The following is a 24,856-nucleotide window of genomic DNA, read 5'->3' as shown; positions in this document are numbered from 1 at the left end:
GTTTGAGGCTCCGATCTGCCCTAATTGCCAGATCGGCATGAGGTGGTTTCGATCCGAGTTGGTGCGAGACAATCCGCCGTCGATACTCGCTCACCTCTTCGTCTGCCCTAATTGCAAGCGCGCTCAGCGCCAGGACCGCGAGATCTCGCCGGTTTGCGTTTCTCCCGGAAAGCTAGCGAGTCCGCGCCTTCGTGTAGTCGGCGAAAATAATTAAGGCCGCCTCAGTTGGCGGCCTGTTTCGCCTGACACGCGGCGCACGATCAAGGGCGACTGACGCATAGGCTTACTAGTGGGGAGACGGCCCCGGCTTCAGGGGGGCCTGTAGGGGTAGGCCGGGGCCGCTCCGCCAGCTCGGCAGGGAGCTAGCGGGACTCACAAGCTCCCTATGGCGGCCTTTGTTCCTCAGGAATCGGCGCGATGCCCCAAGATCGCAAGTCGGGAATTGCCTCGCTCAAAGTCGGGCCGGACATCGGCGCCGCGGCTTCCGCACCCCTGACAGACGAACCGCGGTTCGATATCAGATAGCCGCACCTCATCAGCCCAACGATCCGCGTCCAGTGCAACGTGATGGCCGCAGTGGCAATAGACCAGCACACCGCGCACTCCCATGCTCCGCATCTGGCCGAAGGTAATCTTCATCGGGCGGCCGTCTGCGTGTATTGGCGTGTGGCGTTTCGGGCGAGGCATGCCGCCATCAAAGCGGGTTCGTAAGTACCTCGTAAATTATGGATTCCTAGTGGCTCGGAACGCGCGCGAGCTACTGCAGATCGTATTGTGGAAAGGTCGGCTCAATCGGCAGCTAAGGTAAACATCCGGCTCACTTGGACAGACAAAGCAGCAAGCCCAGGACGAGATCCCGAGAGACAGCCAAACTTTGACTAAATGGGGGCTTGTGCTCGCCGAAAGGTTGCATGATGCTCACGCCCATATTTCTGGGGCGAATCATGGCGAAACTCTCAACCAAAGTCGCGACGCGGATCATCACTCAACTCAAGAGATACCAAAGCGTATTAGCGGGGCTGCTGAAGCGCGATGTTAGTGAAGCCGACACGGTCACTGTCGTCAACGATATGCTTTCCGACATCTGCGGCTATGACAAATATCTACATGTCACCAGCCAATATGCGATCCGCGGCACCTATGTTGATCTTGCTGTGAAAGTTGATGACGACATCCGGTTCATTATCGAGGTCAAGGCCATTGGGATCGATCTCAAGGATGCCCATGTCAAGCAAGCCATCGATTACGCTGCCAACGAGGGTATTGAGTGGGTAGTGCTCACGAACGGCGCCCACTGGCGAATCTACAAGGTGCATTTCCGCCAGCCGATTGAGAAAATCCTCGTTTGTGAGTTTGACGCTATCGAGGAAAGCGCCAAGAGCCCTGAAGCTCTTGAATGCTTCGGAAATCTGAGCCGCGAGGGCTTCTCAAAGAGCACAATGGCCGAGTTCCTGCTGCACAAGCAGGTCACGAACAAGTTCACAGTCGCAGCCGTTCTGCAGACTGACTTCATCCTGGAGATTTTGCGCCGCGAGATTCGTCGGATGAGCTCCGGCGTGAAGGTGGAGGTCGACTACCTGAAGACGTTGTTGCGCGAGGAGGTCATCAAACGCGACTTGATTGATAGTGATGAAGCGAAATCGGCTCTCCAGAACATCAAGCGTTTGCAGCGGGCTGCGACGCGGAAAAAGGCTGCACCGAAAGCTGCAGATGAAGAAGCTCCGATAGTCGCCCCGGTTGCAGATGCTTCCGCGTCCACGCCGCGAGCGGTCGCCATTCCTTGACTAACGGGGAGTTTTCGTTTGGGCGGTTTGATGGTTAGTGCGTTAGAGCGGTTTGATCGGAAGTGGGCTGTTATTGAATAAGAGCGCTGGAAGTGCCGAAGCCTTTCAACCAGTCCTTCAATTCGATTGAGCAGTTGGAGAGAGCGACGCCTGAGCAGGTCGGTGTCGCAATAGTACTTCATATGCAGGTAAATGGTGGGCGGTTCTCACCGCACAACTTTCAATCCGAAATCAACCACTTCTTCGGCCATCAAGGTTCGCCGCCGTGGCTGATGCAGAGGGTTTCGGAAGGAATGATGTGGGCCCAGCAGATGCTCCTCGCGGTGCCTGACCTGAGCCAGCCTCACGCCGTATGGTACGTTTTGAGCAGAACGGGCGTTGAGTTCGAGCCGACGACTGATCTGGAGAGACTTCAAATCGAGCGGCTTCTTCCGGAGTTTCTGTTACATCCCGATGTGCGAGACGCATCAGCGGAGATATTCAAGATAGGCCGTTACGACGCTGCCGTGTTCGAGGCGTTCAAGCTAGTGGAGACTAAAATACGAGAAGCCGCAGACTTGCCGGCGGAGGCACATGGCATGCCGATGGTGGCCAAGGCGTTCAATGCGGAGAACGGGCCCTTGATGCTCTCAGCTGATCCCGCCGGCGAGCGTCAAGGGATGCAGCAATTCATGACGGGTGCAGTGAGTGTGTTTAAGAACCCAAGAAGCCATAGGAACGTTGATCTTTCAGACCCTAAAGAGGCGGCTGAGATGCTCATCATCGCCAGTCACCTTCTGCGGATCGTTAACAGTAGGCGTGCTCAATCGAGCGCCTAGTTCAAGCGGCGATGCAAGAGGCCATTACGCTACGGCGGCTGGTAGGCTGATGCGGCCCTAGAAGGTGCTGTAACTCAAACAAAAAGGGCCCGCAAAGCGGACCCTGTCCAAGCACTGCAAAATAGAAACTCTTAATGGAAATTAGCCATTCTCGCGTCTTGATGTTGGCGTTCAGAGGTCACCTGCTCATCATCTTGCAAAGCGACACGATCATGGGCGACGACGACGCGCTCATTCGTGCGCCTGGCTGTGCGCTCGGCGACCTGCCTCACCTTTCCAGATCTTCCTTCCGAATTGGGACCTTTGCCACTTTCCCCTCCTGATTTGGCCACGAATCAGATTGCACTGAATTTTGATAAGGTTCCCAATGACGTCCACGACCAAACCGACACTTTTGCCCGAGCTGGTATTCGGCATCGTGGGCCCCACGGGGTGAACATCGACGCAATCCGCGACAGTCTGACCGCCGCGTTACGCGCCCTTAGCTATGAGGCCTTCCCGATACATCTGACCAAGGAGATGCTCAAGGCGCATCAATACCAGTTGCAGAAATTTCCTGTCGAAGATCCGTCGGAGCGGAAATTTCTATGCTGAGGTGACGTACAAAATCGGGTACGCAAACGCTCTGTGCAAGGAATTTGGTGATGCGGCAACGATCGCGCGGATCGCGATGCGGGCCATCTCAGATGAACGTCGAAGAATTTCCCGCAATCCCGCGACCCATCTCGTTTACACCGATCGGCTTTTCACTCGCGGCGAGAACCCTCAACAAATTTAATGCACGTTGAACGGTCGTAACCTCACTGCCGGTTCGATGGCGATCGCTTGGGGGACGTTTGCTCATCGAAGCACCTCAGATTGCTTGCTCGAGGCGCAATAGACCGCCGCCGGCGGCGCTGGGCCACCGTAGGGCCGGTCATCCCGCACATAAGCCCAGATCCGGCCGGTCGTGCACTTGCTCTTGGAACGACGATCATTGGCTCGAACTACCTGCTGCCCGGCAACAATCCGTTCTACGAGCTTTCCATGAAGCTGTGGGAAGGGCTGGAAAGCACCCTTGTCAATTCGCTGTAACAACATGGCTTCTTGCAGAGTTTATCGCGCGCGAAGAAGCGGCAGCTGGCGAGGGCGCGCTCAGGGAACGGGAGCTGCGAGGCCCAAAAAGGGAATGCAGAAGCCTCACTGAGTAGGTGAGGCAGATCAACCGGCGGTACCGCGCGCCCGCGCCGCGCGATTCCCGGAGAGAACGATTGCCGGGCTGTGCAGGCCACCGAACTCACAACGACCTTGTCGGATATGACGCAGCCCCGATCGTCAGCCTTGAGACAATTCGTGCACGTGACGCGACGCTCGATTCAAGCGTCTCGCCGATAGTTGTATCAAGCGCTTGCAGAAGCGCCGCGATTTCAGTTCGGCACGCCGCTTGCTTCATGCAAGGAGCATCACGAAGCAACCGATGATGTAGGGGCGGACCCAGCGCGTGTACCCAGCGCATCTACTCTGCGCCGGGGCCGCCTCTTCTACTCTCTCAACGCGGCACGAGCCGATTACGTTTGTCTGCTAGCTCGACTCATGCATTCAACGCACCGCCCGCACCATTTCTAGTTGGTCGTGAAGAGGGCCGGCACATGGGAGCTTCATCGCATGTATGACGTAATTGGTATCGGAATTGGTCCGTTTAATCTCAGCCTTGCCGCTCTCATGAAGCCGACCGGACTACGGTGCTTATTCATTGACGATAAGCCGAGTTTTGCCTGGCACGCCGGGATGGCATTTTCGAACGCTAAGTTACAAGTGTCACATGTCAAAGACTGTGTGTCGCTCGTAGATCCAACCAGTTCGTTTTCATTTCTCAACTTTTTGCACCGAAGTGGGCGGCTCCACGCGTTCGTCAATCGACGGTCCGGTGCAGTCTCTCGCAAGGAGTTTTTTCAGTATTTCGCCTGGGTCGCAGATCAGCTTCCGTATCTTAGATTTGGGCAAAAGGCACTGGATGTGCGGCCCGAAATATCACATTTCCGCGTCACGACCACTGAGGCGGAATATCAGGCCCGACATGTCGTACTTGGGCTCGGAATCTGCCCCGACGTGCCGGATTGCGTGCGTCCCTTGTTGGGCGAACGCGTCTATCACGTGGCAGACTATCTCAATAGGGCGCCACCGGCCGCAGGAGAACGAGTCTTGCTCGTCGGCGGGGGACAAAGCGGCAGCGAGGTGATGGAACAGCTGCTCGCGGGCCCACCCCTGAAGCAGATACTTTGGGTTACGCCGCGCGACAACCTTGAACCGAGGGACGACTGCGCATTCACCAACGAGTATTATACGCCTGCCTATTTCCGCCACTTTCAAGCTCAGCCGCTCTCACGTCGGCGCGAATGGGTGCAGGTCAAGAGGCTGAGCAGCGACGGCGTATCGCTGGATCTCGCAAATCAACTCTTCGACAAAATCTATGAACGTCGCTTCGTCGACAGTGAGAACGACGGCGTCCGGTTGATCGTCAGTGCTTGCCTCGAAGGTTTGCGGCAGAATGGAGCGGGCTTCGAAGTTACGCTCAAGTGCACCGAGACCGCAGCAACACGCAGGGCGCCGGTCGACCGTGTGATCTTGGCCACCGGTTTTGTCCCCCACACGCCGCCATTCTTCGACTGCATCATGCAGCTCGCCTGTATTGAGGATAGTTTGCCCAGGATCAGATCGGACTATTCACTGGAGAGCCGGATAGCCCTGCCAGGCAAGATCTACTTCCAGAACAGAACCAGCATCCAGCATGGTTTGCAGAACGCGAATCTGTCTCTCGTCGCCTATCGCAACGCAACGATCGTCAACAGCATCATGGGAAAGGAGTTCTATCCGGTGGACATGGATCCATCGATGTTGTCGCGTCTGGCTGAGCTGGAGGAGGAATGATGAGAAAGCTGCGCGATAACATCGTGGCACGCCATTTTAGGGCCTCTAAATTTGCCCTCGAGAGTGGCGAGTCCACGCGCTTGGATTGCCACGCCGACAACGAGATGTTGTTCGTGTTCTCCGGCACCGGCTCCGTCACCTATGGCGACGGGTCGCTCTCTACCACACAGCTCCGCCCCGGAGACATGCTGCTGATGTCTCCGTTCACTGCCCATCTTATCAAGAACGATGGGGCGGAACTCCTGGTCGTGGGAAATGCTTGGTGGGAAGACCCGCAGACCGTTGACGAAAGCGTCAAAGCCCCCACCAAGGCGCCGCGCACCCGCCTCGTTTTGCCGAGCTTTACAACGCCGAACGGGCGGATGCATGTTGGGCATCTGGCGGGGCCGGTCGTCGCTGCCGACATGTTTACGCGAGCGCAAAGGACACTTGGGCTCGACTGTTACCAGCTTTGTGGGACATTGGGCTTTCAGACGCATGTGGCGATCACCGCTGCGCGCGAAGGGCGGAGCTACCACGAAACCTCGCGCGCCTACTCGGATGATTTTCTCGCTAACTACCGTCTGCTGGGGGTAGACTTCGATGTGTTCGCGACGCTCGACGAATTGCCGCGTTTCGAACGGGTCGCTCGCGAGTTCTTAGCCACGCTGGACGCCGGCGACCATCTCATCGAGAAAACTGCCCGCGTTCCGTATTGTGAGTACGGACACGGATACTTGTTCGAAGCCCACGTGCGCGGCTCCTGCCCGCACTGTGGCGAAGGGATCAGCTCGGAATGCGAGAACTGCGCGCTGTTCGTGCCGGATGAAGAGCTGATGGATCCGGTCTGCAATCATTGCAACCGGCCGGCAGCGTGGCGGCCGCTGAAGCGCATGTTCGTGCCGCTGGAGCCGCATCGCGCCGTGCTCGAGCGATACCTGATGTCGGGGGCCTACGTCGGCAAAATGCCGGATTTCGTCGCCCGGGTGTTGCAGCGCAAGCTGCCGGACATTCCGCTCGGAATCTGTTCATCGGACGGACTTGCTCTCCCGTTGCACGGGCAAGAGGACCAGAACCTCTATTCGGCCGTCGAGCTCGCCCCCCGCTTCTTGACGGCACAGGATATGCTTGCCTCCCGTGCGGAGCTCGGCTCGGACGAGGTCGAGCTCGTGCTCTTTTTTGGCTCCGACAACGCGTATCTGCGCTGCATCACCTTCCCAATCCTGCTCCACCTTTACGACGCGAGCAGATTTCGCATCGTGGGTTTTTTTGGCAACGAATTCTACCAGCTTGACGGCCGTAAGCTCTCCACCTCGCGGGGCCATGTCATATACGCCGACGATCTCACCCGCCAGGGAATTCCGGCCGACTGGCTGCGCCTATATGTCTGCCATACCCGTCCATCGGTTGCCCCGACGAGCTTTAGCTTTCGTGAGGCCTTTGACTGGATCGAACGGCGCCGCGGCCTGCTGGCATCCGTCATTCATCACATCAGCCAGTCGGTCGAAACGCGTCACCGCGGGACGGTGCCGGAGGCCGGCACTTGGGAACGCCTGCATCGCGCATTCTATCAACAGCTTTGCGAGCGTCAGCAAGAGGGCCGGCGGCTATTCTCGGTCGAAGGATTCGACCCGCGGCGGATCGCGGAGCTAATCGACCGCTTGCTTCACGACCTTGATGGATTCGCAACAGAAGCGCTTGGCGCGCGCTATCACCCGGGCATCGAGCGCGCCGCCTGCGCCCTCAGCGTTGCCGGCCTGCGGCTGTGGGCGACGCTTGCCTGGCCGGTGATGCCCGGGCTCTGCACCGCCCTCCTGGGGCGCCTTGGCATTCGAGAACCGCCATATCTGAACCACGCTTTGCAATGGGTTCCGGCGGGGCGATCCTTCGACACCGGAGGCTGGGCTGTATGACGGAGTTTCTCCTCTATATCAATTATCGCCGACTCATACGAGAAAGCATTCGTGCATTCGAAGCGGCACATCGGCTCGGATACCACGTCGCTGTGCTTGGTCAGCCGCTGCCACCGGAACTTGCCTGCTACGTCGACGAGTGGCGCCAATGTAATCCCGCAAGCCTTGTCTCGCTCGAGAGCGCCGTCGAGGAGATCAGAAAGTGTATCCAAATTGCCGGTGTGGTCTGCTTTACGGAAACTGCTGTGGAAGCCTGCGCCATCCTTGCCGCGAAATTGCGGCTGCCCGGGTTGCCGCACGCATCCGTGTCCGCGGTGCGGGACAAATCGATACTGCGCGAGCGAACTCAGTCGGTTTCCGGCCTCACGCACCGCCTTTTGCAGAATGATAGCGATCTGGAAGAGTTCATCAGTGTGGCGGGACTCCCGGTCATCGTGAAACCGGTGAACGCCTCGGGCAGCACCGGAATCTACCTCCTTCGCGAGCCTGCCGACCTGAATGTCTTTCATTCCACTAGCAAGAAGATCGCCAATCCGTCGTACGACCCGACTTTGCGACGGGAAACGCTTACGTTCCTGGCGGAACGTTATATCGGCGGGCAGGAGGTGAGTGTGGAAGGGTACGTTTGCAGCGGTGAAGTCACCGTTGTCGGGATCACGCACAAGCTCACCTCGGATCCTTATTGCCTGGAGGTGCGGCATATTTTCCCTGCCGACCTCGAGGGTGAGATGCGCAGCATGATTGAAGCAAAGACCAAAGATTACGTGCTGGCGCTGTGCCTGGACAATGCATCCTTCCACCTCGAAGGCAAGTACGACGGCCCGCAGTTCGCGCTCATTGAGGTTGCTGCCCGGCCGGGAGGCGATTACATCGCGTCGCATCTGGTCCCGCTTGCGTTGCACTATGACTTCTACGAAAACCTTGCTCGCATTGCGGTGGGCACGGCGCCTCTGCCTCCGCCCGCGCCGCAGCGGGTGGCCGGGATCCATTACGTCTTGGCCAAACAGGAAGGGCGGCTGCTCGGCTACCGCGGCCTCGAGGCGGTTCTCGATCACCCTTGGGTCGAGCAGGCGATCGTCGAAACATCGATTGGTACACACATTGTACTTCCGCCGAGCGATTTCCGTCTTCAACGTCTGATCGCGGTGATCAGCACCGCGCCGAGCCAAGCGCTGCTCACGAAGCACCTCGATTGGGTATCGGAGACGATCACCCCAGTCTTCGCCCTCGAGTGAAACATGCAGACGGACGTCATAGGCGCTGGTGCGATGGGCAGGGGAATGGCGGCGCTGCTGCGCGACGCCTTTCCGCACTGGACGGTCCGCCTCATCGACCGCGATATGAGCGCGCTCACGGCTGTGCGCGAGGCATGGAAATGTGAGATATTGTGCACCGACCAGCCGCAGCAGGCAGAACTCGCCCCCGTCGTGATCTGTGCCGCCACTTGGCCGGTCACGCTGGGTGTGATCGAGAGCCTAGCGAGCCACGCTGCACGTGGTTTGCTGGTGAGTATCAGCCGGCCTGCTGCCGAGGACGTGCCACGCGTGCAGCAAGCGCTGATCCAAGCTCCGAGTCTTGCGACGGTTCTGCCCTGCGGGCTGGAGCCGGGGCTGACGGAGATCCTGGCGGGCTATCTGCTGGAATCCACTGAGGAGGTGCAGTCCCTTCGTATCTGCTGCGGTGGGATCGTAGTGCCACGCCCGGCCAATCCTCTCGGCTACAAAAGACTCTTCGGCACTTCGCACCTCCCCCTCGCCAAGCGCGACGCCTATTGCATCCGCGATGGCGCCCTTTGCGTCGTTCCGCGGTTTTCCGATGTTCAACAACTCGCTTGGCCCGGCATCGGGGTGCTCGAGCACTGGCATGACGGGATGCAGCCGCGGCTCTCGGAGCATCCGAAATTGTCGCGGCCGGGTGTCGATGCCGACCAACGCACATTGCGTTGGGCCAGATATGTCGAACTGGTCGCATTGCTCGATCAACTCGGCGTATTGGCCGAGGATGCCGTGGACCAAAATACGGGCCTCACCCCAAAGCAGCTTTTCGAGCGGGCCACCCAGCGCACCTTCGGCTTGGCGGAGAACGAACAGACAAAGACGCTTCTGGCAATCGATCTCGCCGGAAGTCGGCACGGGCGACGGTCTGTGCAGGGTTTGCGGCTCACCTTCACCGACCGCGTCGACGTGCGCTCGATGGCTCTGGCCACCTGCTTGCCCGTGGTGTTCCTGGTCAACTGGCTGACGGGCGCCGGAAAAGCCGTTGGCGGATTTCACTATCCGGAGACCATTATCACCCCGCAGATAGCGCCGGTCATGCTCGACTGGCTCGAGCGTCGAGGTGTCGAGATAACAATGGACAGATGTGATGACGATGCGGAAGAAGGCACTGCTGGTCTTGGGCGGAGAGAGCGAGATTCAGTCCCGTCACCTCTATGATCAGGCGCGGGCGCAAGGCTTGCGGGTGGTGTTGACGGACACGCCCAAGCGTCTCGAGCAGGCCATTCAATTGCATGATCTCGCCGATGAGGTCCACCCTCTCGACTTCGAGGATGTGAGCGGCTGTCTCAGGTGGGTTGGCAAATATCCCCGACGCGAGCTTCTTGCCGGAGCATTCAGCTTCAAAGAAAAAGCGCAGCCGGCGATCGCCGCGCTGGTTCGCCGCTTTGGATTCAATGGCCCCAGCGAGCGTGCGCATGAGTGCACCACTAACAAGTTTGTCTGCCGAGACACCTTGCGGGCGGCCGGATTTGCCCAGCCGGAAGCCAGGCTGTGCCGATCCGGCGAGGCAATCGATCAGGCGTTCGCCGAGCTCTCGCGCCGGCATCGCAAACTCATCCTTAAGCCGATGATCGGGTATGGCAGCGAGAACGTCTTTCTGGTGGATAGCGCGACGGCTCTTGCCACTGCGCTTGCGCAGCTCAGGCCGGCAAGCGAGCGGCCCTTCTTGCTCGAATCGTTCGTCGAGGGCCGGGAGTTCAGCGCGGAGGGCTTGTGTGTCCGTGGCTTGCCGAGGGTCTTGAGCTTGACGCAAAAATTCGTGATCGGCGGTGGCAATTTCGTCGAGTGCGGCCATGTGGCGCCGGCCGATCTTCCGCCTGCTTTGTGTGAGCGCGCGATCACGGTCGTGCAGAGCGCCGTGCATTCCGTCGGTCTGACTTTCGGCATGTTTCATGCGGAGTTCTGGGCTTGCGATGCCGGCGAGATCGTCATGGGGGAAATTCACTCCCGACCCGGAGGCGACTACATTACGCACCTGACACAGCACGTGACCGGGATCGCTTATTACGGCAGCGTGTTTGCCCAGATGCTGTGCGCTGATGCCGGCGTGGTGATGCTTCCCGCGGCCCACTGCGGAGCCGCCGGCATCCGATACTTCGTCCCGCCCGCCGGCAGGGTGACGGAAATCACCGGATATGATCGTCTGCCCGAAATGCCTGGCTATGCCGGTGCCGCGCTGTTGATCAAAGTCGGTGACACCGTGAAGCCCGTCCGCCACTCGTTCGACCGCGTTGGTCATGTGCTTGCCACCGGGGCGAGCGCCACCGAAGTTAAGGACCGGCTCGAGCGCATGATCATGGCGGTCGCCATCACCGTTCAATGATGAACAGCCCGCGCGCAATCATGCTCAAACCGAAGCCCACGCAGCGTATGTTCTGGAACGTGTTCGCCCAGAATTTTCTCAATAACTACGGCTACTTTGCGCCGCTCTCTGTGCTCGGCATCTATCTCCTCGACCGATCGCTCTCGGCGGCTCAGGTCGCTACTCTGTTGCTGCTCCTGTCCGCTTCCGGCCGAGCGTCGCGCGCCTTATTCGCTCCACTACTGGACCGCATTCCCACGCGTTATTCCCTGACGACAACCTATCTCGTGATGGGGGCGGGCTATATCATCGTGGCGGAGAGCGCCGCGTTTGTCGGGACCGCGCTCGGACTGTTTATGGTCGGCACCGCTTACGGGTCGTGTAGCTTGCTGCTGCGCGTAATTACGGTCCGCCTGCGCGAGGATCAATCTCTCCGTTTGATGCTAGTGAAGCTCGCCGTGGGGACGAATATCGCTGCCGCGCTCGGACCGTTGCTCTCGAGCCTGCTGTACGTGCAAATGGCGCCGAGCGCCCCCTTTCTCGTCACCGGCTTGGTGATGGTGTCGGGTGGGTTAGTCTGCCATGCCTTTTTGGGGAACGAGCTGCCAGTACTGGACCGCGGCGGCAAGTGGTGGAAGTCGCTGCTGCACAGTGCAACGCGGTCCGACCTTCGCTTGGTATTCGTGGCGACTGCCTTCACGTGGTTCGCCCTGGCACAGATCTTTTCGTTTGCGCCGATCATGCTAGGCCGCTTGTTGGCCGGCCCGGAAATCGTTTGGACGATTGCCGGCCTCAATGCCGCCTTGGTGGTAGGGGCATCGATGCCGCTGATGAAGGCGCTCGAGCGCGCGCATGTCGACGACGTCGGGTCGCTGATCTTGTCGGCGGTCCTGGTCCTGGCGTGTTTCGCGCTGCTATCAGGGTTCGTGAACCTGTTCACGCTCTACCTCGCCGTCGCATTGTTGACGGTCGTGGAGATTGTCGCCCTGCCGTCGTTGTCGGTGTTGCTTGTCCAGAATACCCCGGGAAGGGATCACCTAGCCTTGCTAGGCATCAACGCCATCGGTATGGGTCTCGGAGAAGCACTCGGCAATTTTGTTGGCGCTGTGCTCGGCAGCGCGGAGCTTCACAACACGTTCGCTTTCGCGGGAATTGCCGCCCTTTATGGTCTGGGTGCGATGTGGCTGTACCGTTTTCGCAGCAAGATGCTGGATATTGGTGGCCGGAAGGCCACGCAGGATGGCATTGACGTCGAGCGATCCTAGAGAATGCGTTTTCACCGCCGGCCTGGACTTCAACGATCGGCTCGACAAGCACGTGGTCCTGCTGCGCGGTGGCCCCCAGTCGCCGCGCAAAGCTATTTCTAAGACGGCTATCTGCTATCGTTCCGTGCTGGCCATTGCGCTATTTGTGAAGATGGGCATCCCATCCGAGTACTAAGATCGTTCTTCGTAAGGGGTGCATTTACCTGTCAATCACGTTAGCGGCTTCTACCTAGCTCGTGCAGCTCCACGGAGGCGCGATCACCGGATGCTCGTTCCGCTTGATCACGGCAAGAAAGAAGTTGGATAGGGGAAATAGGAGCACACTTTAGGCCGCCCGTTGTAGGCTCGATCGGCAGGATCCGATCGTCATCATCGCAATCAAACCGCGCCCACAAACCGACGAATAAACCGCGGGAACAACAAGCAACACCGGCTCGGAAGTTGGGCTTTCGCCCCGCTCCAAGGAGGCGCCCTGATACTCCGAAAGCACAGTTAGAAAACATTCATGGTACTGGCTACGAACTGTCCTTGTTCAATTCACTCAACCGATACTCACCGTTTTCTTTGACCAGCACATGAGCGGCGGCAATTAGAGCATTTTCCGACCGGAATGAATCGGTGGGGATTCCCAAAGCGGCACGAGTCAAATTCAAGGGACATGCTGACGAAGGAGGTCAGCATGTATGACCAGCGCGCGTTTTCAGTTGATCTTCGCCAGAGGGTGGTAGCCGCGATTGACGGTGGCTTGTCCTGTCGACGGGCTGCTGAGCGTTTTGGTATCAGCGCGGCCAGCGCGATCCGTTGGCGCAGTCGCCTCGAGGAAGTGGCGACGTCGTTCCTAAACGTCAGGGCGGGGACCGCAAATCGCAGCGCATCTAAGCACACGCACAATTGATCTTAGACGCGGTGACAGCGAAGCCGGATATCACGCTCGCCGAGCTACAAGAGCTATTGAAGCGTTGTGGCATATCGGCCGGCATCGCGTCGCTCTGGGTGTTGCGTGTCCCTACAATCAAGAGTCTAGGTGCATCCCAAGCAAAGTTCAAACCCAAAGCGATGGCGCTTGCTGAGGAAGGTGCCTCTATGCAAGACAATCGGCTCCGAAGTGCGAGAAGTGCAATAAGAGAAATCCCCCTGTGACAGTATCTCTTGACGGCGAAATTCGCGATGGCCGCCATCATATGCAGGTCCGTATCTATTTCGAAGATACGGACGCCGGCCAGATTGTTTATCACGCGAATTTCTTGCGCTTCATGGAACGCGGCAGAACAAATTACTTGCGTCTGCTCGTAACGGATCAGCAAGAGCTCCTCAAAGAAGCGCAGGAAGATGCGCCAGGCTTTGCTTTCGTAGTCCGTTCGATGAGTATCGATTTTCTAAAGCCAGCAATCCTGGACGACCTACTTGAAGTTGTCACGGTTCCAGAAGAGGTAAGGGGGGCGTCGATTACCCTGCTGCAGGAGTGCAGGCGCGGGGACGATCTTTTGGTCACGGCCCGCGTGCGCGCGGCGTTTATCTCAGGCGGAAAAGCGCAACGTATCCCGAAGGGGCTGCGGTTCGCCATGGGAGGAGCATAGAAATCTACGTTTGTTTACGCTATAGCCCTCCAACGTCCCAATGAAATCAAGGCGCTGTGTTGCGATGTTGGCAAGCCAGAGTTCTCCGGCATCGTCTATCATGCCAATTATCTGCGCTATATGGAGCGCGGGCGGACCAATCATCTGCGGCTGATGGGCGCCGAGCAGCAGGCGCTGTTCGAGCAGCCCGAGACCGACGGCGCCGGCTTCGCCTTCGTGGTGCGCTCGATGCATCTGGACTTTTTGAAGCCCGCGCGGATGGACGACGTGCTCGATGTCGTGACCTGGCCGATCGCGGTGAAGGGCGCTTCCATCATGCTGGCGCAGGAGGTGCGCCGGGCTGAGGACGTGCTGGTGAAAGCGGAAGTGCGCGTCGCCTTCATCAGCGGCGGTCGCGCGCAGCCGATTCCGAAATCGATCCGGACCTTGATGAAGGCCGATCTGATTTCGTGATCGCCCGATTTGCAGTGGCCTATCGACTCCACCAATTGCAGCGATAGATTGCGGCCCCAACCAACCGATGAGGCCATCATGTCGCGCCCGCCGCTTCCGCCCTTCACGAGAGAGACCGCTGCGCAAAAGGCGCGCATGGCCGAGGACGCCTGGAATTCGCGCGATCCGGCGCGCGTCGCGCTCGCCTATACCGAGGACAGCCGCTGGCGCAATCGTTCTGAAGTCTTTCAGGGCCGTGAGGCAATCGTTGCATTCCTCACCCGCAAATGGGAGAGGGAGCACGACTACCGACTGATCAAGGACCTCTGGGCTTTCGACGGCAATCGTATCGCGGTGCGCTTCCAGTACGAATGGCATGATGGCAAAGGTCAGTGGTATCGCTCCTACGGCAACGAGCAGTGGGAATTCGACGAGCACGGCCTGATGAAGCGGCGCGAGGCCTCGATCAACGACATTGCGATCGCCGAGAAGGACCGCCGCTTTCACTGGCCCGCGCCGGGGCCGCGGCCGGCAGATGTGCCGGGGCTGGGCGAGAGTCCGTTCTGAGCCCTCAACCCTCATGGTGAGGAGCCGCGAAGCGGCGTCTCGAACCATGCAGGCCTCGCCGTTGCGGTGGGGGCCTCGATTCTTCGAGACGCGCGCGAGAGCGCGCTCCTCAGGATGAGGCGATGGATTTGCGCGTCAAGAACCTTGTGATCGCCCCACCGAGCTTCGCGTTGTCCATCGGCTGCGTCAGTGACGCTCGCGCCGTTGCGACGACATCATCCGGCGCCTTGCCGTCGCGCAGGTCGCAACACACCTGTGCGAACGCCACGTCGAACTCCGGATGCGGCTGCACGGTCAGCGTGGTGCCGTTGGCGTAGAGCAGGCCGGCATGCGGCGTGAAGTCCGACGACAGGATCGTCAGCGCCTCGTTCGGCGGCTCGATCACCTGGTCCTGATGCGAGGCGGCGATTGCGATGGCTTCGCCGTCGACGACGCCATTCTCCGGCAGCACCTGATAAACGTGCCGGCCGATGCCCCAACCCTTCTCCGACTTGCGTACAGTGCCGCCGAGCGCTTGTGCGATCAGTTGATGGCCGAAGCAGACGCCCACCATCGGCGTCTTGTTGGCGTAAGCCGTGCGCACGAAATCTTCCAGCGGCGCGATCCAGTCGAGCCTGTCATAGACGCCGGCCGCCGCGCCGGTGATCAGGATGGCCTCCAAGCCGCGCGGATCGGGCAGCGCATCCCCATTCGGAATGCTGACGATGTCGATTGTAGCCATAGGGTCCTCGGCGAGGATCATGCGCTCGAACATGTCCGGAAACGAGCCGTGCCGCTCGCGATGCTCTTGAGGAACGAGCCCGGTCTCGACGATGGTGATGCGTGCCATATGCTACCTGCGGAGGCAGGCAGCATACAACAGGACCCGCACGGCGTCCAAATCAACCAGGCGCAAAACCATGTGCGGACTTGTCCTCGAGCTCAGTGAGCGCCTTGCGCATGGTCTCGACCAGATCCAGCGCCACCGGCGAGGGGCTGCGCTGGGCCGGGAAGACGGCCGAGAACTCGAAGTCGATGCGCGGCAGGAAGCGGCGCACGACGACGCCGCGCGTTGCAAATTCCTGTGCGGTGAAGGGATCGCAGATCGACACGCCAAGCCCCGACGACACCATGCCGCACATGATCTCCGACAGCGTGGTCTCCACCCGCAGCACGCGGCGAACGTCGCTGCGATGGAAGACCTGGTCGACCAGGTGCCGGCTCGATGATCCCGCCGACAGCGAGATGAACGTCTCGCCCTCGAAATCGCCCGGCTCCAGCACTTCCTTCTCCGCCAAACGATGTCCGGTCGGCAGCACCGCGACACGCGCCAACGCCGGCAGCCGCAGGCTCGGCAGCCCGGAATGGGCGATCGGCACCTCGGCAAAGCCGATGTCGCATTGATTGTTCAGCACCCAGTCGACCACGATCGGCGAGATCACGCCGAAGAAGGCGAGGTTGAGGTTGGGCCGCTCCTTCAAGAACTGCCCGGCGAGCCGCGGCAGATAGCCGTTCGCGAGCGCCGGCAGCGCGGCGATGCGCAGCGAGCCGGTGCGCCGGCCGCGGATTTCTTCGGCCGCCGCGGTGATGCGTTCGAGACCGACGAACGAGCGCTCGACTTCGGTGTAGAGCGCCATGGCCGCCGCGGTCGGCACGAGACCGGTGCCGCGTCGTTCGAACAACTCCATCTTCAGCAGCGCCTGGAAGTCGCGCAGCAACCGGCTGACGGCGGGCTGCGTCACCACCATCAGCTTTGCCGCCTCGGTGACGCTGCCGGTCAGCATGGTCGCCCGAAAGGCCTCAACCTGCCGCGAATTGATCCGCGCCATCTCGAATTCCACTCATAACATTTCGGCATGCAGAGGGTGCCATTATTCATTGGACGATGGAAGCTTGGTTTTGCGATCTTTTTCATCAGAGCTGGAGCCAGCCCGCTTTTTCGGCAGATTGGAGACGTTCAAACCTCCAAATCGCGCCAAAACCCGCCGAGCAGGGGCCGGAGCCCTGGTCGGAGAGGAATTTGCGCGGAAGGAAATGCGGAAGGTGCTTCGGCCGGAGACTTGTCGGCACGTCACCTCATTCCGGTATGGAGATCGGTCCACATGAAGACTTTTCGCCTTCTGACCGCGGTCAGCATCGCGGCGCTGATTGCCGCCCCGTCGGCCGCCTCGGCCCAGCAAAAGACGCTCTATGTCGCCGGCTATGGCGGCTCGTTCGAGAAGACGATCCGCGACGAGGTGATCCCCGCTTTCGAGAAGGAGAACGGCGTCAAGGTCGAGTACGTCGCCGGCAACTCGACCGACACACTGGCAAAGCTCCAGGCGCAGAAGGGCAACCAGCAGATCGACGTCGCCATCGTCGATGACGGCCCGATGTACCAGGCGATGCAGCTCGGCTTCTGCGGCAAGCTCGACGGATTGCCGGCCGATCTCTACGACACCGCCCGCTTCAAGGATGATCGTGCGGTCGCGATCGGCATCGTCGCGACCGGCCTGATGTACAACACCAAGGTGTTCAAAGAGAAAGGTTGGGCGCCGCCGACCTCGTGGAACGATCTGAAGGACCCGAAATACGCGAAGCAACTCGTCATCCCCCCGATCAACAACACCTACGGCCTCGAAGCCCTGGTGATGCTGTCGAAGATGAATGGCGGCGGCGAGACCAACGTCGATTCAGGCTTCAAGATCTTCAAGGAGCAGATCAATCCGAACGTGCTCGCCTATGAGCCGTCGCCCGGCAAGATGACCGAGCTGTTCCAGTCCGGCCAGGCCGTGATCGCGGTGTGGGGTACCGGCCGCGTGCAGAGCTTCGCCAATACCGGCTTTCCCGTCGACTTCGTCTATCCGAAGGAAGGCGCCGCGACGCTGCTGACGACGGCATGTCCAATCGCCAAGCCCAACGCTTCTCCTCTGGCCGCGAGCTTCGTCAAGATGCTGCTCGATCCCAAGATCCAGCTGGTGATGCTGAAGGACTATGGCTACGGCCCGGTGCTGAAATCGCTGGTGATCCCGCCCGAGCTCGGCAAGATGGCGCCGATCGGCGAGCGCGCGGCGAAGCTCTATAATCCGGACTGGACCGTCATCAACGAGAAGCGCGAGGAGTGGACCAAGCGCTGGAATCGCGAGGTCGAGCGCTGATCTGATCGTCCGTAGCGGAGACAGCGCATGGCCTATCTCGAGCTTGATCGGGTCGCAAAACAGTTCGGCGCGCAGACCGTGGTCGATGACTTCAGTCTGTCGGTGAGGAAGGGGGAGTTCATCTCCTTCCTCGGGCCTTCCGGCTGCGGCAAGACCACGACGTTGCAGATGATCGCGGGCTTCCTCGATCCCACCCGCGGTGCGATCCGGCTGGAGGGCAAGGACCTCACCGCGATCCATCCGGCCAAGCGCGGCCTCGGCATCGTGTTCCAGAGCTACGCGCTGTTTCCGCACATGACCGTGGCGGAGAACGTCGCCTTCGGCCTCGAGATGCGCAAGGTGTCGCGCGCTGAAAAAGCCGAGCGCGTCCGTGCCGCGCTGGCGATGGTCGGCCTCGCCGGCTATGAGGACCGTCATCCGCGCCGCATGTCCGGCGGCCAGCAGCAGCGCGTGGCGCTGGCGCGCGCGCTGGTGATCAAGCCGAGCGTCCTCCTGCTCGACGAGCCGCTGTCCAACCTCGACGCAAAGCTGCGCGAGGAGATGCAGATCGAGCTGCGCCAGATCCAGCGCACGATCGGCACCACCACGATCCTGGTCACTCACGACCAGAACGAGGCGATGTCGCTGTCCGACCGCATCGTGGTGATGAGCCAGGGCCGCATCGAGCAGATCGGCACGCCGCAGGAGACCTATGAGAAGCCGTCCTCGGCCTTCGTCTCGCAGTTCCTCGGCAAGACCAACGACTTTGCGGCGGCGATCGATCGGACCGTCACGCCGGCGCGGCTGACCGCGGGCTCCTGGAGCGCGCCGGCGCCGGCGGGTCTCAGCGGCCCTGTCACTGTCAGCATTCGCCCTGAAAGGATCGGCTTCGGCGATGCCGGCCTCAGCGCCAAGATCGTCACCCGCATCTTCCAAGGTAATCACTGGCTGTTCCAGTGCGAGAGCGAATGCGGTCCGGCGATCGTGATCCGCCAGAATGACGGCAAGGCGCAGCCGGCCGAAGGTGAGGCGGTGCGTCTGGCTTGGCGTCCCGAGGACATGAGTGTGCGTGCGAGGGGCGTCGCATGAGCGCGGCCGCCGAGGAACGTAACGCGCGTGCGCCGTGGGCTCTGACTGCGCCCGCCCTGATGCTGTTCGTCGGCGTGCTGCTGATTCCGCTGGCGATGACCGTGATGCTGTCGTTCCACGATTGGGGCCAGTACAAAGGCATCGAACCGGTCTTCATCCTCAAGAACTGGCACGAGATCGCGACCGATCCCTATTACGCCGAAATGTTCTGGCGGACCTTTCGAATCGCGATCCTGACCACATTACTCACCGCCGTCCTCGGCGCGCCTGAAGCCTACATCCTCAACCGCATGAGCGGTGGCTGGAAGAGCTTCTTCCTGCTGATCATCCTCGGGCCGCTGCTGATCTCGGTGGTGGCGCGCACGCTCGGCTGGGCGCTGCTGTTCGGCGGCAATAACGGACTGGTCAACAAGCTCTTGATGTCGCTCGGGGTGATCCGCTCCCCCATTCCCTTCATGTTCACTGAAACCGGCATGGTCGTTGCGCTCGCGCATGTGATGATGCCGTTCATGGTGCTGTCGGTATGGGCCGCGCTGCAGCGGCTCGATCCGCAGATCGAGAACGCCGCGACGTCGCTTGGCGCGGGACCCGCGACCATCATCCGCCGCATCATCATGCCCCAGATCATGCCGGGCGTGCTGTCGGGCGCCATCATCGTGTTCTCGCTCTCGGCCAGCGCCTTTGCGACGCCTGCGATCATCGGCGGCCGCCGGCTCAAGGTCGCCGCGACGCTCGCCTATGACGAGTTTCTCAACACGCTGAATTGGCCCCTCGGTGCAGCGGTCGCGACGCTCCTTCTCGTCGCGCTGGTGCTGATTGTGGTCGGCAGCAATGCGCTGATCGAGCGCCGCTATGCGGAGGTGTTCCGATGAGACGGAACGGGCCGCTGGCGTTGATCTTCCACACCATCTTCGTCATCGTCATGGTGGCACCGATCCTGGTGGTCTGCCTCGTCGCGTTTACACCCGAGGGCTTCCTGTCGCTGCCGACCAACGGATTTTCGCTACGCTGGTTCAGGACGATCGCCAACTACCCCGAATTCGTCCATGCGTTCTGGGTCAGCCTTGGGCTCGGCGCGTTGTCGTCCTTGGTGGCGCTGCTGTTCGCGGTGCCGGCGGCGCTGGCGATCGCGCGCTACCGCTTCCGCGGCCGCGATGCGCTCGCCGCGCTGTTCCTGTCGCCGCTGATGATTCCGCATGTCGTGCTCGGCATCGCCTTTCTGCGTTTCTTCACCTCCGCCGGCATGAGTGGCAGCTTCGCGGCGCTCATCATCGCGCATGTCATCATCGTGTTTCCGTTCGCGCTGCGACTAACACTGGCGGCGGCCACCGGCATGGATCTTTCTGTCGAGATGGCCGCGATTTCGCTCGGTGCCAACGGCTGGACGTTGTTCCGCCGCGTGACGCTGCCCTTGATCCTGCCCGGCGTCATCAGCGGCTGGGCGCTCGCCTTCATCCAGTCCTTCGACGATCTCACCATGACCGTCTTCCTCGCGGCGCCCGGTACCGAGACGTTGCCGGTGCGCATGTTCCTTTATATCCAGGACAACATCGATCCGCTGGTGACGTCGGTCTCGGCCTGCGTGATCGCGATCACCATGACCGCCCTCATTCTGCTCGACCGCTTCTACGGGCTCGACCGTGTGCTCGCCGGCAAGGGCGATACGGGACGATAGGAAAATCTATGTCTAAAGCGTTTTCGAGCGAAGTGGACGCCGGCTCGCGTAGAGACAACGCGTCAAAGCAAAAATCTGAATACGACGTCGCCGTCGTCGGCGGCGGGCTGCTCGGCTCCGCCATTGCCTGGGGCCTCGGCCGGCTCGGCAAAAAAGTCGCGGTGCTCGACGAAGGCGACATCGCCAAGCGCGCCTCGCGCGCGAACTTCGCGCTGGTCTGGGTGCAGAGCAAGGGGCTCGGCATGCCCGCCTATACGGTGTGGACCGTGCAGGCGTCGCAGGCGTGGAGCCGACTTGCGTCGGAGCTGAAGCAGCAGACCGGGCTCGACGTCTCTCTTCAGCAGAATGGCGGCTTCCATCTCACCCTCGGCGAGGACGAACTCGGCCAGCGCACCGAGCTGGTCAAACGCATGCACAACCAGGTCGGCGCGGCCGACTACAAGATGGAGATGCTCTCCGCATCCGAAGTGAAGAAGTCGCTGCCGCTGATCGGCCCCGAAGTTTCCGGCGGCAGCTATTGCCCGCTCGACGGCCACGTCAATTCGCTGCGCACGTTCCGCGCCTTCCACACCGGTTTCAGGGCGTTCGGCATCGATTATTTTCCGGAACGTCCGGTGTCGGCGATCAGCAAGAGCGGCGGCGAATTCCGCCTGACCACGCCGAACGGCGAGCTGCGCGCCGCGAAGGTCGTGCTTGCCGCCGGCAATGCCAACCAGACGCTGGCGCCGATGGTCGGGCTCTACGCGCCGATGGGCCCAACCCGCGGCCAGATCGTGGTGACCGAGCGCACCATGCCGTTCCTGCCACATCCGCTGACCACGATCCGCCAGACCGACGAGGGCACGGTGATGATCGGCGACAGCAAGGAGGACGAGCTCGACGACCGCGCGCTGAAGCATTCCGTCAGCGCCGTGATGACCGATCGCGCCCAGCGGATGTTTCCGCATCTGTCGCGGCTCAACGTTATCAGGAGCTGGGCCGGAATCCGCGTCATGCCGCAAGACGGCTTTCCGATCTACGACCAGTCGGAGACGCATCCCGGCGCCTTCGTCGCTTGCTGTCATTCCGGCGTGACGCTCGCCTCCAACCACGCGTTCGAGATCGCGCGCATGGTGGCGCAGGGCGCGCTCGAGCCGGAGCTGGTCGGCGCGTTCTCGGCGAGTCGTTTTGGCGGTGCGGGCGCTGCGAACCACAGCGGTTATTAGAAATAGGAGGCTCGATTTGAATCGATGCTGGCCCAGAGCTCAAATCACCTCTCCCCGTTGGGCAGAGGTGAACCCTCGCGCAGCCGAACAAGATTCCATCACGCTCTAGAACTTCTTAAGGAGCCAAGAGGCATTCCCCATGTTTAGGCGATCCGAACAGGACAAACGGCCACAAGTGCAGATTTTCGTCGATGGCGCTGCCGTTGCAGCACGTCAGGGCGACACTGTCTCTGCGGCGCTATTGGCCTCCGGCGTTGATGCGCGGCGGTCCACCGCAGTGAGCGGCGCGCTGCGCCTGCCCTATTGCATGATGGGGGTGTGCTTCGATTGCCTCGTCACCATCGATGGCATCGGCAATCGCCAGGGGTGTCTCGTGCCCGTCGCAGAGGGCATGAGAATCGAGATCCAAAAGGGCAAGCGGGAGATCGGCAAATGACTGTGGCTCCCAAGCGCGAAGCCTACGACATCGTGGTGATCGGCGCAGGTCCCGCCGGCCTCGCGGCCGCTGCGACCTCAGCCGAAGCCGGCCTGTCGACGCTGCTGCTCGATGAGAATATCGGTCCGGGCGGTCAGGTTTTCCGCGCCATTGGCTCGACGCCCCTGACAGAGCGCAATCAGCTCGGCGCCGATTATTGGGCGGGCGCCGATCTCGTGCAGGCGCTGCGCGCCAGCAATGCCGAGGTCATCCATCGCGCGACGGTCTGGAGCCTCGATCGCAACCTCGAGATCGCCGTCTCGATCGGCGGCGCCTCTGCCTTCGTTACGGCGCAGCGCGTGATCGTCGCGACCGGCGCGCTGGAGCGGCCGTTTCCAATTCCCGGCTGGACGCTGCCCGGTGTGATGACCGCGGGCGCCGCGCAGACGATGCTGAAATCGTCGGCGCTGGTGCCTGACGGACGCACCTTGATCGCAGGGCAGGGGCCGCTGCTCTGGCTGCTCGCCGCGCAGATCCTGCGCCTCGGCGGCCGCATCGACTGCATCCTCGACACGACCGAGCGCGGCAATTATTTCGCCGCGCTGCCGCACGCCTTCGCCTTTCTGACCTCGCCCTATTTCACCAAGGGGCTATCCATGATGCGCGAGGTGAAGGCGAAAGTGCAGGTCGTCTCCGGCGTTACCGAGCTCTCTGCATCCGGCGACGGTCAGCTCGCGAGCGTGAGCTATGTCGCCGGCGGCAAGCGCGAGACCATTCCTTCGGATCTGTTGCTGCTGCATCAGGGCGTTGTGCCCAACGTCAATCTGGCGATGTCGGCCGGCGTCGAGCATCGTTGGGACGAGCTGCAATTGTGCTGGTCGCCGGTGCTCGATGCTAACGGGGATTCGTCGGTCGCCGGCATCGCGATTGCCGGCGACGGCGCTGGCATCGGCGGCGCGAGCGCGGCCGTGGCGCGCGGCCGCATCGCGGCGCGCGCGGCAGTGGAAGCACTGGCGCCCGCGGCTGCCGCGAAGCTCGCGCCAATGTCGGCGCTTCGTGCCGATCTCGCTAAGGCCGAGCGCGGCCGCATCTTCCTCGATACGCTGTTCCGCCCGTCGCCGCAGTTCCGCATTCCCTCGGGCGATACCATCGTCTGCCGCTGCGAGGAGGTCACCGCAAGGGACGTTCTCGACTCAGTCGCGATCGGCGCGACTGGGCCGAACCAGCTCAAGGCCTATCGCCGCACCGGCATGGGTCCGTGCCAGGGCCGGCTCTGCGGTCTCACCGTCACCGAGCTGATGGCGCAGGCCCGCGGGAAGACCCCGCAGGAGATCGGCTATTACCGGCTGCGCGCGCCGGTGAAGCCGATCACGCTCGCCGAGCTCGCCGCCGTTCCCAAGAGCGAGGCCGACGTCAAGGCGGTGGTGCGCGGATGACCAGAAACGTGGATGCAATCGTCGTCGGCGGCGGCATCCACGGATGCTCGACCGCGCTGCATCTGTGCCTTGCCGGCATGAAGCCGGTGCTGATCGAGAAGGATTATGCCGGCCGCCACGCTTCCGGCGTCAACGCCGGCGGCGTGCGCCAACTCGCCCGGCACATCCCAGAGATTCCGCTCTCAGTCCGTTCGATGGGAATTTGGGAGAGGATCTCGGAGCTCGTCGACGACGATTGCAGCTTTGAAAGCTACGGCCAGGTCCTCGTCGCGGAGAACGAAGAGGAGCTGGCCGTCTGCCGCGCGCGCGTGGCCGAGCTCAACGCGCTCGGCTTCACCCATGAAGAGCTGATCGATGCGGCCGAGTTGCGACGTTTGGTGCCGGCCGTGGCCGAGACCTGTCCCGGCGGCGTCGTGTCGCGTCGTGACGGCGCAGCCAATCCGGCGCAGACGACGACCGCCTTCCGCCGCAAGGCCGAGCAGCTCGGCGCCATCGTGCGCGAGGGCGAGGCGGCCGGCAACATCCGTCACAGCGGCGGTCTCTGGCACGTCGATGTCGGCCCGGACACCTATGCCGCACCGGTGCTGGTCAACGCGGCGGGCGCCTGGGCCGGGAAGATCGCCGCCGCCCTCGGCGAACCCGTTCCGGTCGAAACCGTGGCGCCGATGCTGATGATCACCTCGCGCGTGCCGCACTTCATCGATCCCGTCGTGATCCTGCGCGGCCGCAAATTGTCCTTCAAGCAATTCTCGAACGGCACCGTGCTGATCGGCGGCGGCCATCTGGCAACGCCGAACCAGGATCGCAACGAGACGGTGCTCGACTGGAAGAGCCTCGCCATCAGCGCCCGCACCGTGTTCGAGCTGTTTCCGGTGATGCGCAGCGCGATGATCGTGCGGGCCTGGGCCGGCATCGAGGCCAGGATGAAGGACGACATCCCCGTATTTGGCCCGAGCTCACGTCACGTGGGCCTCTATCACCAGTTCGGCTTTTCGCTGCATGGCTTCCAGCTCGGCCCCGGCGCCGGCGCCGTGATGGCGGAGCTGATCGTCAACGGCGGCACCCAGACCCGCGTCGGCGATCTCGGCATCGACCGCTTCCATCCTTCCACGCTCTAGAA

24 protein-coding genes and 1 pseudogene are annotated in these 24,856 nt (G+C 61.4%); 22 read left to right on the top strand and 3 right to left on the bottom strand.

Annotated features, from left to right (window positions below):
• Positions 1-402: 402 nt before the first annotated feature.
• Positions 403-687, bottom strand: coding sequence for a hypothetical protein (locus IVB01_RS22990; RefSeq protein WP_247333773.1), 285 nt, complete (start codon positions 685-687; stop codon positions 403-405).
• A 224-nt stretch (positions 688-911) separates the two neighbouring features.
• On the opposite strand from IVB01_RS22990, the gene IVB01_RS22985 reads away from it, so the two are divergent.
• The 14 genes and pseudogenes from IVB01_RS22985 (at position 912) to IVB01_RS22920 (ending at position 14,821) form a co-directional block, all read left to right on the top strand.
• Complete coding sequence (locus IVB01_RS22985) at positions 912-1,784, top strand: type I restriction enzyme HsdR N-terminal domain-containing protein (RefSeq protein ID WP_247494889.1); 873 nt, start codon at positions 912-914, stop codon at positions 1,782-1,784.
• 92 nt (positions 1,785-1,876) lie between these two features.
• Positions 1,877-2,602, top strand: a complete 726-nt coding sequence (locus IVB01_RS22980; RefSeq protein ID WP_247333769.1) for a TIGR02391 family protein — start codon at positions 1,877-1,879, stop codon at positions 2,600-2,602.
• 237 nt (positions 2,603-2,839) lie between these two features.
• Complete coding sequence (locus tag IVB01_RS22975; protein WP_247307116.1) at positions 2,840-3,196, top strand: hypothetical protein; 357 nt, start codon at positions 2,840-2,842, stop codon at positions 3,194-3,196.
• Between the two features lie 1,050 nt (positions 3,197-4,246).
• Positions 4,247-5,509, top strand: coding sequence for a SidA/IucD/PvdA family monooxygenase (locus IVB01_RS22970; RefSeq protein ID WP_247356024.1), 1,263 nt, complete (start codon positions 4,247-4,249; stop codon positions 5,507-5,509).
• Positions 5,506-7,401 carry a class I tRNA ligase family protein gene (locus IVB01_RS22965; RefSeq protein WP_247333766.1) on the top strand — a complete coding sequence of 632 codons (1,896 nt, stop codon included), beginning with the start codon at positions 5,506-5,508 and terminating at the stop codon, positions 7,399-7,401. Before IVB01_RS22970 ends, IVB01_RS22965 begins: the two co-directional genes overlap by 4 nt.
• Positions 7,398-8,636, top strand: coding sequence for an ATP-grasp domain-containing protein (locus tag IVB01_RS22960; protein ID WP_247333765.1), 1,239 nt, complete (start codon positions 7,398-7,400; stop codon positions 8,634-8,636). The genes IVB01_RS22965 and IVB01_RS22960 overlap by 4 nt, the downstream gene beginning before the upstream one ends.
• A gap of 3 nt (positions 8,637-8,639) precedes the next feature.
• Positions 8,640-9,836, top strand: coding sequence for a saccharopine dehydrogenase C-terminal domain-containing protein (locus IVB01_RS22955; RefSeq protein WP_247307102.1), 1,197 nt, complete (start codon positions 8,640-8,642; stop codon positions 9,834-9,836).
• On the top strand, positions 9,766-11,001 hold the full coding sequence (locus IVB01_RS22950) for an ATP-grasp domain-containing protein (RefSeq protein WP_247307099.1): 1,236 nt from the start codon (positions 9,766-9,768) through the stop codon (positions 10,999-11,001). Before IVB01_RS22955 ends, IVB01_RS22950 begins: the two co-directional genes overlap by 71 nt.
• Positions 10,998-12,245 carry an MFS transporter gene (locus IVB01_RS22945; RefSeq protein ID WP_247356018.1) on the top strand — a complete coding sequence of 416 codons (1,248 nt, stop codon included), beginning with the start codon at positions 10,998-11,000 and terminating at the stop codon, positions 12,243-12,245. Before IVB01_RS22950 ends, IVB01_RS22945 begins: the two co-directional genes overlap by 4 nt.
• Positions 12,220-12,420 carry a hypothetical protein gene (locus tag IVB01_RS22940; protein ID WP_247333764.1) on the top strand — a complete coding sequence of 67 codons (201 nt, stop codon included), beginning with the start codon at positions 12,220-12,222 and terminating at the stop codon, positions 12,418-12,420. Before IVB01_RS22945 ends, IVB01_RS22940 begins: the two co-directional genes overlap by 26 nt.
• A gap of 504 nt (positions 12,421-12,924) precedes the next feature.
• Positions 12,925-13,050, top strand: a pseudogene (locus IVB01_RS22935) (IS630 transposase-related protein); the annotation flags it as partial.
• 331 nt (positions 13,051-13,381) lie between these two features.
• Positions 13,382-13,822, top strand: a complete 441-nt coding sequence (locus tag IVB01_RS22930; protein ID WP_247307093.1) for a YbgC/FadM family acyl-CoA thioesterase — start codon at positions 13,382-13,384, stop codon at positions 13,820-13,822.
• Positions 13,823-13,843: 21 nt separating this feature from the next.
• Complete coding sequence (locus IVB01_RS22925; RefSeq protein WP_247416337.1) at positions 13,844-14,275, top strand: YbgC/FadM family acyl-CoA thioesterase; 432 nt, start codon at positions 13,844-13,846, stop codon at positions 14,273-14,275.
• 78 nt (positions 14,276-14,353) lie between these two features.
• A complete protein-coding gene (locus IVB01_RS22920; protein WP_247280240.1) occupies positions 14,354-14,821 on the top strand; it encodes a nuclear transport factor 2 family protein in 468 nt (155 codons plus the stop codon).
• A 109-nt stretch (positions 14,822-14,930) separates the two neighbouring features.
• On the opposite strand, the gene IVB01_RS22915 is transcribed toward IVB01_RS22920, so the two are convergent.
• Positions 14,931-15,650, bottom strand: a complete 720-nt coding sequence (locus tag IVB01_RS22915; protein ID WP_247494888.1) for a type 1 glutamine amidotransferase — start codon at positions 15,648-15,650, stop codon at positions 14,931-14,933.
• Positions 15,651-15,702: 52 nt separating this feature from the next.
• Positions 15,703-16,629, bottom strand: coding sequence for a LysR substrate-binding domain-containing protein (locus tag IVB01_RS22910; protein WP_247280238.1), 927 nt, complete (start codon positions 16,627-16,629; stop codon positions 15,703-15,705).
• Positions 16,630-16,902: 273 nt separating this feature from the next.
• On the opposite strand from IVB01_RS22910, the gene IVB01_RS22905 reads away from it, so the two are divergent.
• From IVB01_RS22905 to IVB01_RS22870, 8 genes are all read left to right on the top strand, one after another.
• Positions 16,903-17,937 carry an ABC transporter substrate-binding protein gene (locus IVB01_RS22905; RefSeq protein ID WP_247280237.1) on the top strand — a complete coding sequence of 345 codons (1,035 nt, stop codon included), beginning with the start codon at positions 16,903-16,905 and terminating at the stop codon, positions 17,935-17,937.
• 27 nt (positions 17,938-17,964) lie between these two features.
• Complete coding sequence (locus tag IVB01_RS22900; RefSeq protein ID WP_247280236.1) at positions 17,965-19,005, top strand: ABC transporter ATP-binding protein; 1,041 nt, start codon at positions 17,965-17,967, stop codon at positions 19,003-19,005.
• Positions 19,002-19,877, top strand: a complete 876-nt coding sequence (locus tag IVB01_RS22895; protein WP_247280235.1) for an ABC transporter permease — start codon at positions 19,002-19,004, stop codon at positions 19,875-19,877. The genes IVB01_RS22900 and IVB01_RS22895 overlap by 4 nt, the downstream gene beginning before the upstream one ends.
• The gene (locus tag IVB01_RS22890; RefSeq protein WP_247280234.1) at positions 19,874-20,680 is read left to right on the top strand and encodes an ABC transporter permease; all 807 of its coding nucleotides are present in this window, start codon (positions 19,874-19,876) and stop codon (positions 20,678-20,680) included. The genes IVB01_RS22895 and IVB01_RS22890 overlap by 4 nt, the downstream gene beginning before the upstream one ends.
• Positions 20,681-20,688: 8 nt before the next feature.
• Entirely contained in the window at positions 20,689-21,885 is a 1,197-nt protein-coding gene (locus tag IVB01_RS22885; protein WP_247280233.1) for an FAD-dependent oxidoreductase, read from the top strand.
• 139 nt (positions 21,886-22,024) lie between these two features.
• Entirely contained in the window at positions 22,025-22,321 is a 297-nt protein-coding gene (locus tag IVB01_RS22880; RefSeq protein WP_247280232.1) for a (2Fe-2S)-binding protein, read from the top strand.
• Positions 22,318-23,736: an NAD(P)/FAD-dependent oxidoreductase gene (locus tag IVB01_RS22875; RefSeq protein ID WP_247280231.1), complete on the top strand. Its 1,419-nt coding sequence runs from the start codon at positions 22,318-22,320 to the stop codon at positions 23,734-23,736. Before IVB01_RS22880 ends, IVB01_RS22875 begins: the two co-directional genes overlap by 4 nt.
• Complete coding sequence (locus IVB01_RS22870; protein WP_247280230.1) at positions 23,733-24,854, top strand: FAD-dependent oxidoreductase; 1,122 nt, start codon at positions 23,733-23,735, stop codon at positions 24,852-24,854. The genes IVB01_RS22875 and IVB01_RS22870 overlap by 4 nt, the downstream gene beginning before the upstream one ends.
• Positions 24,855-24,856 lie beyond the last annotated feature (2 nt).

The sequence above is a fragment of the Bradyrhizobium sp. 164 genome (genome assembly GCF_023073715.1).
Taxonomy (GTDB): domain Bacteria; phylum Pseudomonadota; class Alphaproteobacteria; order Rhizobiales; family Xanthobacteraceae; genus Bradyrhizobium.
Note: the sequence above shows the minus strand (reverse complement) of the source record. Positions and strands in the feature narration are given on the sequence as shown.